Source organism: Pantoea sp. Ap-967, from assembly GCF_011752565.1.
Taxonomy (GTDB): Bacteria; Pseudomonadota; Gammaproteobacteria; order Pseudomonadales; family Pseudomonadaceae; genus Aquipseudomonas.
In genome coordinates, this window is record NZ_VWXK01000001.1 from 391976 (window position 1) to 405634 (window position 13659).

General features: G+C 60.6%; 14 protein-coding genes. 3 read left to right on the forward strand and 11 right to left on the reverse strand.

Annotation, left to right across the window (positions count from 1 at the left end; all coding sequences use genetic code 11):
* Position 1: 1 nt before the first annotated feature.
* The 9 genes from F3J45_RS01935 to F3J45_RS01975 form a co-directional block, all read right to left on the reverse strand.
* Positions 2 to 550: an NAD(P)H-dependent oxidoreductase gene (locus F3J45_RS01935; protein WP_167056427.1), complete on the reverse strand. Its 549-nt coding sequence runs from the start codon at positions 548 to 550 to the stop codon at positions 2 to 4.
* Positions 551 to 639: 89 nt separating this feature from the next.
* A complete protein-coding gene (locus tag F3J45_RS01940) occupies positions 640 to 2115 on the reverse strand; it encodes an aldehyde dehydrogenase family protein (protein ID WP_167056430.1) in 1476 nt (491 codons plus the stop codon).
* Positions 2116 to 2164: 49 nt separating this feature from the next.
* Positions 2165 to 3001, reverse strand: a complete 837-nt coding sequence (locus F3J45_RS01945) for a proline/glycine betaine ABC transporter permease (RefSeq protein WP_167056433.1) — start codon at positions 2999 to 3001, stop codon at positions 2165 to 2167.
* On the reverse strand, positions 3001 to 3840 hold the full coding sequence (locus F3J45_RS01950) for a proline/glycine betaine ABC transporter permease (RefSeq protein WP_167056436.1): 840 nt from the start codon (positions 3838 to 3840) through the stop codon (positions 3001 to 3003). The genes F3J45_RS01945 and F3J45_RS01950 overlap by 1 nt, the downstream gene beginning before the upstream one ends.
* Positions 3841 to 3878: 38 nt before the next feature.
* Positions 3879 to 4961, reverse strand: coding sequence for a glycine betaine/L-proline ABC transporter ATP-binding protein (locus tag F3J45_RS01955; protein ID WP_167056439.1), 1083 nt, complete (start codon positions 4959 to 4961; stop codon positions 3879 to 3881).
* A gap of 74 nt (positions 4962 to 5035) precedes the next feature.
* Positions 5036 to 5884: a glycine betaine ABC transporter substrate-binding protein gene (locus tag F3J45_RS01960; RefSeq protein WP_167056442.1), complete on the reverse strand. Its 849-nt coding sequence runs from the start codon at positions 5882 to 5884 to the stop codon at positions 5036 to 5038.
* A 54-nt stretch (positions 5885 to 5938) separates the two neighbouring features.
* Positions 5939 to 6814, reverse strand: a complete 876-nt coding sequence (locus F3J45_RS01965) for a dihydrodipicolinate synthase family protein (RefSeq protein WP_167056445.1) — start codon at positions 6812 to 6814, stop codon at positions 5939 to 5941.
* Positions 6815 to 6831: 17 nt separating this feature from the next.
* Positions 6832 to 8169: an FAD-binding oxidoreductase gene (locus F3J45_RS01970; RefSeq protein ID WP_205300182.1), complete on the reverse strand. Its 1338-nt coding sequence runs from the start codon at positions 8167 to 8169 to the stop codon at positions 6832 to 6834.
* A gap of 302 nt (positions 8170 to 8471) precedes the next feature.
* Positions 8472 to 9080 carry a helix-turn-helix domain-containing protein gene (locus F3J45_RS01975; protein ID WP_167056449.1) on the reverse strand — a complete coding sequence of 203 codons (609 nt, stop codon included), beginning with the start codon at positions 9078 to 9080 and terminating at the stop codon, positions 8472 to 8474.
* 355 nt (positions 9081 to 9435) lie between these two features.
* On the opposite strand from F3J45_RS01975, the gene F3J45_RS01980 reads away from it, so the two are divergent.
* Complete coding sequence (locus F3J45_RS01980; RefSeq protein WP_167056453.1) at positions 9436 to 10761, forward strand: MFS transporter; 1326 nt, start codon at positions 9436 to 9438, stop codon at positions 10759 to 10761.
* Positions 10762 to 10952: 191 nt separating this feature from the next.
* Positions 10953 to 11561 carry a helix-turn-helix domain-containing protein gene (locus tag F3J45_RS01985; RefSeq protein WP_167056456.1) on the forward strand — a complete coding sequence of 203 codons (609 nt, stop codon included), beginning with the start codon at positions 10953 to 10955 and terminating at the stop codon, positions 11559 to 11561.
* A gap of 183 nt (positions 11562 to 11744) precedes the next feature.
* Here the strand turns inward: F3J45_RS01985 and F3J45_RS01990 are convergent, their stop codons facing one another.
* Together F3J45_RS01990 and F3J45_RS01995 are read right to left on the reverse strand one after the other, a co-directional pair.
* Positions 11745 to 12644, reverse strand: a complete 900-nt coding sequence (locus F3J45_RS01990) for a PQQ-binding-like beta-propeller repeat protein (RefSeq protein ID WP_167056459.1) — start codon at positions 12642 to 12644, stop codon at positions 11745 to 11747.
* Between the two features lie 29 nt (positions 12645 to 12673).
* The gene (locus tag F3J45_RS01995) at positions 12674 to 13312 is read right to left on the reverse strand and encodes a hypothetical protein (RefSeq protein WP_167056461.1); all 639 of its coding nucleotides are present in this window, start codon (positions 13310 to 13312) and stop codon (positions 12674 to 12676) included.
* On the opposite strand from F3J45_RS01995, the gene F3J45_RS30465 reads away from it, so the two are divergent.
* Positions 13296 to 13403 (forward strand): asparagine synthase-related protein, encoded by a 108-nt coding sequence (locus F3J45_RS30465; protein WP_370526171.1) that lies wholly within the window; start codon positions 13296 to 13298, stop codon positions 13401 to 13403. The two genes, F3J45_RS01995 and F3J45_RS30465, sit on opposite strands and share 17 nt — an antisense overlap.
* Positions 13404 to 13659 lie beyond the last annotated feature (256 nt).

Consider the following 13659-nt stretch of genomic DNA (forward strand, 5'->3'; position numbering starts at 1 on the left):
GTCAGGCCATGTCAACGCTGTACTGGTATTCAAACGCTGTGATGTAGTGCCGGTACTGTTCGGCGTTGTCGCGCAGGGCGTCGTCGCCAATATCACCAATGCCGCTGAGGAAATACCCGGGGCGGTAGTGCATGTCGATACGAAACGCCAGCACCTCGAACGGGCTGGTGAGCTCTTCGAGCGTGCGCCCGTAGCGCCCCTGCGTTTGGTAATCCGAGGCCTTCGACCAGGTTGAAACGGCGATGCTCAGCGTCTTGCCGGCCACCGCCTTGCCGCTGCCGTAGGCCCAGCCGTCGGCGAACACATCGTCGATCCACTGCTTGAGCAGCGCCGGGCAGTTGTACCACTGCATCGGGAACTGCAGGACGATGCGCTCATGGGCCTCGATCAGTTGCTGCTCGGCGGCGATGTCGATCCTGCCATCCGGGTAACGCCCGTACAGGTCGACCACCGTAACCCCCGGCTGCCCTTGCAGGGCGTTGTACCAGGCGGCATTGATGCGCGAGCTGGAAAGGTCCGGGTGTGCGACCACTACCAATGTCTTTGCCAAAATCTACCTCCTTGCCTACCGCAAAACGGCTGACTGCGTTGTATTCGGGCAAGCTCGATGGCCGCCACGCGGCCATCGAGCCGGGCCACTTACTTGATGTACCAGCCCCATGCATCGTTGCTGGTGTAGGCGGTGATCTGCTTGGTTTCCAGGTAGTTTTCCAGGCCCCACTTGCCCAGTTCGCGGCCGATGCCGGACTGCTTGTAGCCACCCCAAGGCGCTTCGGTGAAGGTCGGCTGCGAGCAGTTGATCCAGACGATGCCGGCACGCAGGGCCTGGGCCACGCGCTCCGAACGCTCGGCATCGGTGGTCATCACCGCAGCGGCCAGGCCGTAGCGGCTGTCATTGGCCAGCGCCACGGCCTCTTGCTCAGTGGCGAAGCGGCGCACGCAAACCACTGGGCCGAAGATCTCTTCCTTCCAGGCGTGGCTGCTCAGCGGTACTTCGGTGAGGATGGTGGGCTGGAAGTAGTAGCCCTTGCCCAGCGCGGCCGGGCGAGCGCCGCCGGTCACCACTTGGGCACCGTCTTCCTGGGCACGCACCACTGCCGCGTTGACCTGGTCGTATTGCTGCCGGGAAACCAGCGGGCCGAGCAACACGCCCTGCTCCAGGCCGTCGCCGATGGTGATCTTGCGGGCCTCCTCGGTCAGGCGCGCGAGCAGCTTGTCGTACACGCCCTCCTGCACCAGCACCCGTGAGGTGGCCGAGCAGACCTGGCCCTGGTTCCAGAAGATGCCGAACATGATCCACTCGACCGCGTTCTCGATGTCGGCATCGTCGAACACCAGCAGCGGCGACTTGCCGCCCAGCTCCAGGCTCACCCGTTTGATGTCCTTGGCGGCCTCGGCCATGATGTGCGAGCCGATCTTGCCGGAGCCGGTGAAGGCCAGCTTGTCTACCTGCGGGTGCGTCACCAGCGCCTGCCCGGCCTCGCCGCCCAGGCCAGTGACGATGTTCAGCACACCGGCAGGCAGCTCGGCCTGCTGCGCAATCGCCGCCAGTTCCAGGGCAGTGAGCGAGGTGTTCTCGGCCGGCTTGAGCACGATGGTGCAGCCAGCGGCCAACGCCGGGGCGACCTTCCAGGCCGCCATCAGCAGCGGGTAGTTCCACGGGATGATCCCGCCCACTACGCCCACGGCTTCTTTCACCACCTTGGTGCGGAAACGGTCGTCGGAAATCGCCAGGTCGGCGCTGCTGTCGCTGTCCAGCTGCTCAGCCAGGCCTGCGTAGAAATCGAAGCACCCCGCCGCATCGCCAATGTCCCAACGGGCTTCAGGCAGCGGCTTGCCGTTGTCCAGCACTTCAAGCTTGGCCAGCTCTTCGGAGCGTTCACGGATCAGCTCGGCGATACGCCGCAGGTACACCGCACGCTGCGCGCCGGTGGTTTGCGGCCAGCCATCCAGGTCGAAGGCCCGGCGCGCCGCGCGCACCGCCAGGTCGATGTCTTGCGCGCCCCCTTTGGGAATGGCGTGGATGACTTCCTCGGTGGCCGGGTTGATGACATCCAGGGTGCCCTTGCTGACGGGATCGGCCCATTGACCATCGATGTAAAGTTGAGTGCGCATGCTTACTCCCAATTTCGTGTGTATGAACGACTGCTACTGCGGGTGCCAATCAATGCTTGAGGAAACGTGCCGGGACGGTGCCGCGGCACACCCGGTCAATGATCAGCGCAAGAATCACGATGGCCAGGCTGGCCCGCACGCCAAGCCCGAACTCCATGCGGCTGAGCCCGCGTGTGACCTCCGAGCCCAGGCCCCCGGCGCCGACCAGGCCTGCCAGTACCACCATCGCCAACGACAGCAGCACGCATTGGTTGACCCCAACCAGCAGGGTCGGCAATGCCGAGGGCAGCTCGATCTTCCAGAAGATTTCCCGTGGCCGGGCGCCGATCGCCGCGCCGAGTTCCAGGCGGTTGCTGGGGATCTGGTTCATGGCCAGGATGGTCAGGCGGATCATCGGCGGGATGCCGAAGATGATCGTGGCCAGCAACGCCGGAACCGCCCCGAGCCCGAACAGCACCACGGCAGGCACCAGGTACACCCAGGGCGGCATGGTCTGCATCACGTCCAGGATCGGCCGGGCGCCAGCCTTCAGGCGCTCGCTGCGCGACAGCAGCACGCCAAGGACGATGCCGATCGACAGCGAGAACGCCACCGCCACGGCGATCAGCGCGATGGTGTTCACCGCTGGCTGCCACATGCCAAGCGCCAGGCAGCAGGCCAGCCCGCCGAGCGTCATCAGCCCGACGCGCCAGCCGGCAACCAGTGCGCACAGCAATGACAAGGCAGCGATGACGACAGGCGCCGAGGCCAGGTTCAACACCGTGACAATGGCACTGATGAACAGATCGAAGAACTGTGCTATCGCCATGAAGACAGCGTGAAAGTTGCTGTTCAGGTAAGACAGGAACGGCGCCACGGCAGAGCCTGGCGATACGCTGATGTCCATCACACGGCTCCTTTTTCGGTGGTGCACATGGCCTGGGAAATGCGGTCAAGCACAATGGTCAGGATGACGATGGCGATCCCGGCGTTCACCGCCAGGTCGATCTTCAGGGTGCGCACCGCCTCGTAGATGGTTTGCCCCAGGCCACCGGACCCTGCGATACCGGCAATCACCACCATGCCAAAACTGAGCATCAGGCTTTGGTTGATGCCCGCCAGGATCGACGGGATGGCAAACGGCAGGCGAATCTTCATGACCTGCGAGGCCGTTTTCATGCCCACCGCCGAACCCAGCTCGCAATACTGCACCGGGGTCATGAACACGCCGTGGGCGGTGAGGCGCAGCGCCGGTGGAATGGCCACCAGGCACGTGGCCCAGATTGCCGTGGCAGGGCCATAGCCCAGCAAGGCGATACCCGGCAGCAGGAAGATGTAGGGGGGCATCGTCTGGATGAAGTCCAGCACCAGCTCGGCGCCGTGCTTCCACCTGGCCGACAGCCCCACCACCACCCCCGCCGGAATGGCGATGAGCAAGGCCAGCAGCGTTGAACTGAACACCAAGGTCAGGGTTGCCATGGTTTCGGTCCACAAGCCCATCGCCTGGCACAGCCATAAACCGGCAACCGCAGTGGCCGCGAACAACAGCCCCACGACCCGCCAGCCGATCAGCGCCACCACCAGCACAACCGCCCACCACGGCGCGAACATCAGCAGCGTGTTGATCGCCCCATAGGCGCTGTCCATGGCCGTGCTCATGGCGTTGAAGAACCCGGCACCTTCGTCGATCAACCACGCCAGCGATGTGTCGATGGTCGAATCAAATGTATCGATGATTGCAGTCATGAACGCCTCCTCCCATAACCCGTTGCAGTTGCCATGAGTTATGCCAGGTCAAGCCCGCGCACCGCCCTGAGCAGGGTTTCGCGGCAGACCGTTCCGACGATTCGACCATGTTCCTTGATCGCGACCACTTCTTCGCACTTGCCCACGGCAATGTCGATCAAGGTTTCAAGGTCGGCATCGATGTTGACGCTGACCAGTGCGTCCAGCGAACGACCGCCGAATTGGGCAAGGTCGTGGTTGTCGATGCGCTTGAGCATCGAGTACGCCTTGAGCAACTTCAGCCGCGAGATACCTTCCATGAAGCTGGCCACGTAGTCGTCCGCCGGGTTGAGCACCACCTCCTCGGGCGTGCCGACCTGGATCATCCGCCCCTCTTTCATGATCGCGATGCGGTCACCGATACGGATCGCTTCGTCGATGTCGTGGGTAATGAAAATGGTGGTTTTGCGCAGGTCCGTGGAGAGCTTCTTGAATTCGACCTGCAACTGCTTGCGAATCAAGGGGTCGAGCGCGCTGAACGGCTCGTCCATCAACAGCACGTCAGGGTCGGCGGCCAGCGCCCGGGCAATGCCCACCCGTTGCTGCATGCCGCCAGACAGCTCCTGGGGGTAGCGATTGGCCCAGTTGCCCAGGCCCACTTTGTCCAGCGCATCCTGGCCCTTGCGCAAGGCTTCCTGCTTGTTCATGCCCTGCACTTCCAGGGGCAACACGACGTTTTGCAGCACCGTGCGATAAGGCAGCAGCGCCACGTTCTGGAACACCATGCCGATCTTGCGTGAACGCAGGTCGCGCAGCTCGGCGGGGGTCATCTTGCAGATATCCCGACCATGGATGAGCACTTCACCGCAGGTGGGGTCGATCAGCCGGTTGAAGTGGCGAATCAGCGTCGACTTGCCGCTGCCTGACAAACCGATGATGCAGAAGGTTTCACCTTCGTTCACCGAGAACGTCGCATCCGCCACTGCCACCACCGAACCGTGCTTGTCGAGCAACGCATCCTTGCCTTCGGTGAACCGTTTTGCAGCATCGACAGCTGCAGGGCTTTGGTTGCCAAAAATCTTCCATACACCACGGCATTCCACAATCGGGGATGCCGCCACATGAGTGGGTCGAGTAATCATGTTCATAGGCCTATCCGGAAGTTGATTATTCTTGTTACCGGCCGGGTGCCAGCGAGGCGCTCGGCCGGGTTGCATCACTTGCTCGACATCTGCGCCCACTTTCCGGCGAGGGGCTGATTGTCCTTCCACCAGGTATCCACGGCCTGTTCCATCGTGGCACCACCCTTGACTGCACCGGTCATGCGGGTGATGTCATCGATTGGCACATAGATGCTGGCTACCGCTTCACGCAGGCCCGGGTTGCCAGCCGAGAAGCCCTTCTTGGCAATCCAGTAGTACGTCTGCGGCGGGGCGAAGACATGTTTTGGATCTTCCAGGAACTTCACGTTGTAGCGCTCGGCCATCCACGACGGCTTCCACAAGGCCACGGCAATCGGTTGCTTGCGCTCCAACGCCGACTGCAGCTGGGCAGCCATGGCAGCGGTGCTGCCATCGACCACGTCGTACTGCAGGCCATACGTCTTCACCGCATCGCCCACCTCGCGCATCAGCCCAGACCCAGGCTCGATACCGATCACCTTGCCGCCGGTCTGGTCCTTGACCGTGTTCAACTCTTCAACCGAGTTGATCGCCATGTAGTCAGGCACCGCAATCCCTTGAAGCAAGCCATGGGACACGACCGACACTTTCTCCAGCCGCTGCTTGTTCTTCGTCCAATAGTCGTAGGCGACGTAATTGATCATCGAAACCAGCAGGTCGACATCACCGCGGGCCAACGCGCTGTACGCAATGCCCGTCTCGGAGAAGTTCACCACTTCAACCTTGTAATTCTCTTGCTCAAGAAAATGCTTGCTGATGAGGGAGATGGCCTGGACATCTTCATAGACCATCGCCCCGATCTTTATGACCTTTTCATCGGCATTCGCGAGGCTTGAGAAAACGATAAAAGCAAGGACTGCAAACAATCTGTAGAAAACACGCATGGCCATCTCCGGATTCTGCAAAGTACCGCTTTATTGTTTTTCCAGCCTGCAGGCTCAGCCGTTCAGCAGCGGTTGCAAGGCGGCTTTGAGCACCGTGGCTTCCTGTTCGGAGATCGCGCGCTGCGGCCTGCGCAGGTTGCCGGTGCCGAAACCGCGCAGGTGGGCGGCGTAGAGCACGGACGGGATGTAGTTGGTGGTCTGGATCAGCAGCAGCGATGGCAGCATCTTGTTCCACAGCGCCAGGGCTTCTTCGTACTGTTTCTCCTGAACGAAGTTGAACAGTTGCACGGTTTCGCGCGGCATGTAGTTCGCCGCGCCCCAGATGGCGCCCTTGGTGCCGGCCAGGAAGGCATACAGGGCAATGGTGTCGCAGCCGTTGAGCACGCCGCCGCCGCTCTGGATGTACTGCTGGTGGATGGTGAAGTCACCACCGCTGTCCTTGATGTAGTTGAAGTTCTTCAATTCCTGCAGGCGCGACAGCAACTCGGGCGATACCGAAATCTGGGTCGATTGCGGGATGTTGTAGCCCACGATGTCGATGCTCACGGCTGCATCGATTTCGCGGTAGAACGCGAACAGGCCGTCGTCGTCGGTTGGGCCTTCGAAGTACGGTGGCAGGATCATCAGCGCATCGGCGCCGGCTTTTTCTGCATGGCGGGAACGGCGAATGACTTCATCGACGTTGAGCGCAGACGTTTGGCAAATGACATTGACGCGGCCATTGATGCGCTTGATGCCGACCTCGTACAGCTTGTTGCATTCGGCTTCGGTGAGGTATGGGTGCTGGCCGCTGCCGGCACCCAGTACCAGGCCGTGAACGCCCGCTTCGATGTACTGCTCGATCAGCGTCTCGTAGGCGTTGTAGTCGACTTCACCACGGTCGTTGAAGGTGGTTTGCATCGCAAGGTTGATACCAATCAGATTTGCCATTGCCACTTCTCCTGTTTTTAGATTTCTTGACCAGCTTCTTTGAACCGACGCCCGGTGACGTACTTCACACCCAGCGAGGTAATGATTTCCGGGTAGGCCCGTGACGGGGCTTTACGCCGTTTGAGAATTTCAATCGTGGTGGAGTTGAGGCCCGAGGCCAGCTCCGCCAGTGCCTTGCCAAACCCCGTGCCGCGGGAAACGCCCGTGCCGTTGCAGATACCGGTGCCGTAGACGTTTTCGCCCAACTCGCCCCAGATCATTCCGCCGTTCTGCGACAGGGTCAGCAGGCCGCCCCAGCTGGACACGAAGCCCATCGAGGCCAGCTCCGGGTAACGGCGTTCGAACGACACTTGTTGGTGAACACTGGCCTGGGCCACATCCTCGACCGTGGTCTTGTACTTTTTCGCGTAGGAATAAACGTTGCGGAAGAACAGCCGGTTGTCGTTGGTGCGCCGGACGGTGGTGCCGAAACTGTTGGCCGGGATCAGGCCGAACGGGCCCTCGCCGCACTTGGCCAGTTCCTTGTCGGTGAGCACGCGGGTCATGCTGGCGAAGGTGTACACCGGGATCGCGCTGTTCTTGTAGAAGCCGAAGTTGTTCAGGTAGCCCGAGGCGCAGATGATCACCTTCTTGGCGTGAATCACCCCGTTCTGGGTTTCGAACACATGGTGAGGCTTGCCGAACTGGGCCGAGCGCACGATGGTGTTTTCATGCACCTTGACGTTCTTGGGCAACATCCGCGCGGCGTTCTTCAGGTACTTGGCAGGCTGGATCAGCACCGTGCCAGGGTGGTGCAGCGCCTTGATGTAGTGCCGGCTGCCGGTCAGCTCGCGCATGCCATCGGCTTCGACCCAGCTGTACTGCTGCCCCATCAGATCCAGTGCCTTGGAAAACTGCACCAGGTCATCCACACCCGCCGCGGTTGCAGCACTGTGGTACTTGCCCTGGGGGTCCCAGTCGCAATCAACGCCCGCCTCGACCGCGCTCTTGAGGTAATTGGTGCCTTCCAGGTTCACATGCAGCTCTTCCTGGTTGCCCTTGAGGTCTTCGACGAAGTCACGCTTGCGTGGGTTGTGGGCCAGGTCGATGGCAAAGCCCATGCAGCGGCCCGAAGCGTTGTTGCCGATGCGTCCGGCATCAACCAGCAGTACCTGGGCCTGGGGGTTGAGCTCGGCGTAACGGCGTGCGGCATGCAGGCCCATCCAGCCGGCACCGATTACCAGGCACTCGCAGGTGACGTTGCCGTAGAGCGGGTTCAGTGGAAGGTCGGGGCCGGAGGCCAGGTACCAGCCAGAATCGGTCGGTTCGACTTGCGGCGGCGTAACATCGATACGCTTGTTAGATAAGGAAGCCAACTTTGAATCTCCTGAAATAAGAAAACCGTCGTTTGGACATCTCGTGAACAAGCGTTGGCGCTTGTTCCATCAGCAGGCAATTTATAGAGGCCCGTCCCGTCAGGGCCCTTGTTGTTTGCACTTACCCACCAGCGCTTTATTTCAGGGCAGAACATCAAGCGCCGTTATTGTTCTTGTTTTCAGCTTTTGATTAATTAGCCTGGTCAATTCCAGGGTGCACGCACCCGCCATTCCAAAAATGGAACGTAATCAGGCTTTGCTTTTTCGACCTCCGGATCGTGTTATCGAAGTACGACGGTATTTCAATAGGTGGGCGGCGCGATCACCCAGACCACAATCACTTCGGTATCGCCGGTATTCACCCAACGGTACGACTCGCGCACAATCCTGACACTGTCACCGGCCGTGAGGCTGAACTTGTCATCGGCAATCCAGATATCGAACTGCCCTTGGACGACGTAGAGCTCTTCCTCGGTATCCCGCGCCGCTGCGGCGGGCCGCGTAGCGCCAACTGCAAAGGTGCTGAGAAACATCTCGAACATGCCGCCGATATCGGGCGACAGCAGTTCTTCGGTAATACCGTCCAGGAAAGCACCCAGGCGCCGCCGGCTGTTCGCTCGCACCACACGCCCGACTTCCGATTGCGGCTTGCTGTCGGCGGTGAAGAACCACCCCAGTGGCACACCGAGCGCGGCCGCCAACCGCTTCAAATCAGTAATCGAAATTTCGGTATTGCCGCGCTCCAGCTGGCTGAGAAAGCTCGGTGAGCGACCGGTAGCCAAGGCCAGTTCAGCCAGGGTTTTGCCTCGCGCCTTACGCAGCTTGCGGATTTCCCTGCCCCATGCAAGCGGGTCCTCGGGAAACTCGAAGCCACCTCCACGCTCAGCTGCGCTTGCGATTTCACCGGTCATTTGAACCTCGTCGGATCTGCGAGCCAGTCCCAGAAAAAAAATTGCTGAAAAATTTTCTAAGATGATTATGCACCTTCAAATAATTTTTGCATCATTTTTTTTGGTTTTTTTTGACGTCCCTTTCCGCCTCTCGTGATCGCTTACAAGCCATTGTTTTTTAATTATTTTTTTGAAATCAGCCGCTCAGTTTCCGAGGAGGTGTCAGCCATCCAGGCGCCTTGAACGATAAAAATTGTCATTTGATTATGCTCACTGAAGAAATTTTCTCCACAAATTTTTTTCGAGCTATGGTTCATCCTCAATCAGCGAACGCGATTGGATACCCTCCCTACAAAAACAAGCAGCAGGGTCTGAAATGGAACTGACCGAAAAAAGCGCACGCGAGGCCTCACCTGACATCCTCGAATCCGCCTACCGACGCATGAGCTGGCGACTGATCCCCTTCCTGTTCCTTTGCTACATCCTTGCGTACTTTGCCCGCATCAACGTCAGCTTCGCCAAGCTGCAGATGCTGCAGGACCTGAGCATTTCGGAAACTGCCTACGGCCTGGGCGCCGGCATTTTCTTCATTGGCTATGTGGTATTCGCCGTGCCCAGTAATTTGATTCTGGAGCGGGTGGGGCCGCGACGGTGGATCGGCACCTTGATGATCGCCTGGGGCCTGTTGACGGTGGCCATGCTGCTGACATCGGATATCGCCAGCTTCTACCTGTTCAGGTTCCTGATCGGGGTCGCAGAGGCAGGCTTCTTCCCTGGCGTCATCTTTTTCTTCACGCGCTGGTTCCCCAGTGAACGGCGCGCCAGGGTGATTGCCATGTTCATGGCCGCCGCGCCGCTGTCGAGCGTTATTGGCGGGCCGGTTTCAGGTTGGGTGATGAACACCTTGAGCGCAGGCGCACTGGGCCTGGCAAATTGGCAGTGGTTGTTCGTGATCTACGGAATTCCAACCGTTGCGGTGGGGTTCATGGTCAAGCCCTGCCTGCCCAACAGCTTTGAAGAAGCCGCGTTTCTCAGTGCGGAGCAAAAACAGCTGATCCGCCTGGAACTCGCTCGCGATCGAGCCCGCAACAGCCCTTCGGCAGGCGCTCGCCAGTCGGTGTTGGCATTCCTGCGTTCGCCCGTCGTCTGGTATTTCAGCCTGGTGTACTTCTTCATAGAGATGGGCGAGTACGCGCTGGGGTTCTGGATGCCGACCATCATCCAGCATTCCGGCTTTTCCGACATTCAGTCCGTAGGGCTGCTCAGCGCCGTGCCTTACCTGGTCGCCAGCCTGGTGATGATCGCCGTAGGGCGCTCTTCGGACCTACGCAACGAACGCCGCTGGCACTTGGCCGTCGCACTGCTGGTGGGCATGGTCGGGCTGATCCTCGCGGCGCGTTTCGCCCATCACGGCGCAGTGGCGCTGACTGGCCTGACTCTCGCGACCTGTGGCGTCATGGCGGCATTCCCGGTGTTCTGGAGTGTCCCTACCAAGCTGCTTGGCGCCAGCGCAGCTGCCGGGGTTGCCTTCATCAATTCCATGGGCAACTTGGCTGGCCTGGTCAGCCCATGGCTGGTGGGCTGGACCATGGACCTGACCGCCAGCACAGACCTGGCGCTTTATATAGTGGCTGCCTGTGCATTTCTCGGGGCGATGCTATTCGCCCTGGCGCCCGCTAGCCTCAATGGAAAAAATCCATAACTATCTTATTTAACGCATATTTCTGTAGGAGATCACTCAGCCCCGCGGGCTGCGCTGTCGCGCCGGGAACAGTGCACCCCGGCAGGACTGGGGGCACCCTGAAAACAAATCGATGGTGATTTTTTCGACCAAAGATTATGGTGGGCCATTTTATGGGTTGCGGGAATCGTCAGCTCGCCAGGAGACACAGCATGCCAATCGATCAAACCGCCTCAACCCACCGCGCCCTCGAAGCTGACGTCGACAGCGACCGGATTGCCCTGGGTGAGGAAATCCGCAAACTGCGCAAGGCGCGGGCCAAGACACTCGCCGACATTGCGGCCGCGACAGGACGCTCCATCAGTTTCATCAGCCAGCTTGAACGAGGCCGTGCCGAGATCCCTATTTCTGACCTCAAGCGCATCGCGTTTTCCCTCGGGGTACCCATGGACTGGTTCTTCCCATCCAAGGAACAGCCCCCTGAAGAGGTAGGCCGTGTTGTGCGCTCTGGATCACGCCGGCGTCTTGGCCCAGCCACCGGCGGGCTCACGGAAGAGTCGCTGTCGCCTGATGTTGGCGGCGAATTCGAAATGTTCCTGGCCACCATCAAACCCGGCACGACCTTCGAGGCGCCCACTACACGCGGCACCGTAGAGGAAGGTTTCGTCGTCAGTGGGCAGTTGAGCATCTGGATGGGCGATCATCAATTCGATGTCAAGACCGGGGACAGCTTCAGGGTCTACGACGAGCCCTACCGCTGGGAAAACCCGGGTGAAAGCGAGACGGTGCTGGTCTGGGTCATTGCCCCCCCGACGTTCTGACTTGCAGTGAAATACCTCTTGCGCGGTGGGTCGTGATGTTACCTGCGCTGTTCGACATCCAGCTGCAGATCTTCGCAGGCAAGCCAACGCTTCATGTAGCGCTCCTGCGTTCCAGCAGACACTGCCCGATGGCGCAACGGCAGCGCCCGGCTCAAGCCGGACCCTGCCGCGCCACGCCCTAGGTCAAGGCAAGGTGTAGGCGATCACGCTGTCACCGCGCGCCGGCGAATGCGGCGCGCCGCCCGCGAAGATGACCACGTACTGCTTGCCGGTCTTCTGCGAACGGTAGGTGATCGGCCCGCTCTGGCTGCCCACCGGCAGGCGCGATTTCCACACCTCTTCACCGGTATGGCTGTTGAACGCACGCAGGTAGAAGTCCTGGCTGCCGGCAAAGAAGATCAGGCCCAGCTCGGCGTCGTAGGACATCGCTACCCAGACGTTCGGCGTACCGCGGGTGTAACCCTCAGGCGACAGTGGCTCGCGGGTCACCTGCGGATTGCCCGGATCCCACGCCCAAACCAGCGCGCCGGATACCGCATCGTAGGCTCGCACCACGCCTGGCGGCTCGTTGGTTTCGAAGTTGTCGATCACCCGACCGCCGACGATCACCAGGTTACCCGCCACCAGTGGCGTGGAGGACTGCTGGTAGTAGCCAGGCTTGACCAGGCCCATGCCAACCTTGAGGTCGACCACGCCGTTGTCACCAAAGTTGGCAGCCGGCTTGCCGGTATGCGCATCGAGTGCAATCAGGCGGCCATCGCCAGTCGGGAAGAACAGCCGTTGCGGGCTGACGCTGGCGTCGATCGCTGCACCTGGCACCGAGCCCGGGGCATCGGCGACCTTGCCGGCGGTGGTTGCATCGAAGTACGCGGTGCCACGGCAGCGCTGGTAGGTGGAGTTGCCACGCCCAGCAACGTAGCGCCAGTTCTCCTTGCCCGAATCGATGTCGAACGAGATGACCGTGCCGAACGTGGTGCACACGTACAAGTTGTCGCCCACCTGCAAGGGGGTATTCTGGTCTTCGGCATCGCCGACACCGGCAACCACCGGTTCACCGGTGTGGGACGTCCAGGCGACCTGCAACTGCTTGACGTTGGCCGGGGTGATATCGGTCAGGCGCGAGAAACGCGTGCCGTGGGTATCGCCAGCCCAGGCTGGCCAGTCGCCCTTGTCCGAACCTGTTCGGCACCGTCGCCTGCCTGTTGCGCCGTACCGTTGCGAATGATGTTCTTTGGCTCGAACGCGCTGACGGCTGCCGCGACGATCGCAACGCTCACCACCGCGCCCAAGGCCACGCTGATGACGCGAATGCCGCGCTTGCGGGTGAGCAGCGGCATCGAAAACGCCACTGCAGCCCAGATCAGGGCAACCGCCAGGATGCGCGACACCAGAGGCCAGAACTCGAAGCCGACCTCCCATACTGCCCACAGCACCGTGAACAGCAGGGTGAACGTCAGGATCGCGACACCCAGCAAGCGCCGACGCGCGATCTGCACGCCGCAGATCATGAACAACACGCCGGCGAGTACGAAGTACCAACTGCCGCCCAGCCAGGCCAGCCAGCTGCCACCGCCTGCGAAGTACAACCCTGCCACGAAAATGATCAGGCCCAAAAGCGTGAGCCAGGCACGCCCCAGCCGGCCAGGAACTACTTCATCCACCACGTTGCGATCCTTAACGACCTTGAGCGCCGTTCGGCTTTGCGGGGCCTGCTCGCGCATGGCCTCGTAGGAAGTGCGTAAGCAGTCCACGGTAGCGCTATCAGGCGAGGCTGCAGATGAGGTATTCGGGGGCTACCGCTGGTTCCATGACCCCGCCGCCATCCCCGCCGATACCCGATAAGTCACGATTATGCTCTTCATTATTTCCACCTAACTTTTCAATCGCGTAATCGACTGCACATTCAGCTGTCGAAAAATATACGCAACCTTACGTTAAACCCCACCTCTCCAAACACCCTATTTTAATGCCGCCCCATAACTTCGGACCTGCCAGAGAACGTCGCCCTACGCCGACGGCGCACTGCATTTTCATACCCAGATACAACTTCTCCGCCCGACAATTTTCAAGATATTTCCGACCTTGCGACGCAGGTTCA

Coding starts and splice junctions, on each gene's coding strand:
- F3J45_RS01985 (WP_167056456.1), top strand. CDS start 10,953: ATGCCAATCGATCAAACCGCCTCAACCCACCGCGCCCTCGAAGCTGAC.
- F3J45_RS01950 (WP_167056436.1), bottom strand. CDS start 3,840: ATGACTGCAATCATCGATACATTTGATTCGACCATCGACACATCGCTG.
- F3J45_RS01945 (WP_167056433.1), bottom strand. CDS start 3,001: ATGGACATCAGCGTATCGCCAGGCTCTGCCGTGGCGCCGTTCCTGTCT.
- F3J45_RS01955 (WP_167056439.1), bottom strand. CDS start 4,961: ATGATTACTCGACCCACTCATGTGGCGGCATCCCCGATTGTGGAATGC.
- F3J45_RS01965 (WP_167056445.1), bottom strand. CDS start 6,814: ATGGCAAATCTGATTGGTATCAACCTTGCGATGCAAACCACCTTCAAC.
- F3J45_RS01975 (WP_167056449.1), bottom strand. CDS start 9,080: ATGACCGGTGAAATCGCAAGCGCAGCTGAGCGTGGAGGTGGCTTCGAG.
- F3J45_RS01980 (WP_167056453.1), top strand. CDS start 9,436: ATGGAACTGACCGAAAAAAGCGCACGCGAGGCCTCACCTGACATCCTC.
- F3J45_RS01960 (WP_167056442.1), bottom strand. CDS start 5,884: ATGCGTGTTTTCTACAGATTGTTTGCAGTCCTTGCTTTTATCGTTTTC.
- F3J45_RS01940 (WP_167056430.1), bottom strand. CDS start 2,115: ATGCGCACTCAACTTTACATCGATGGTCAATGGGCCGATCCCGTCAGC.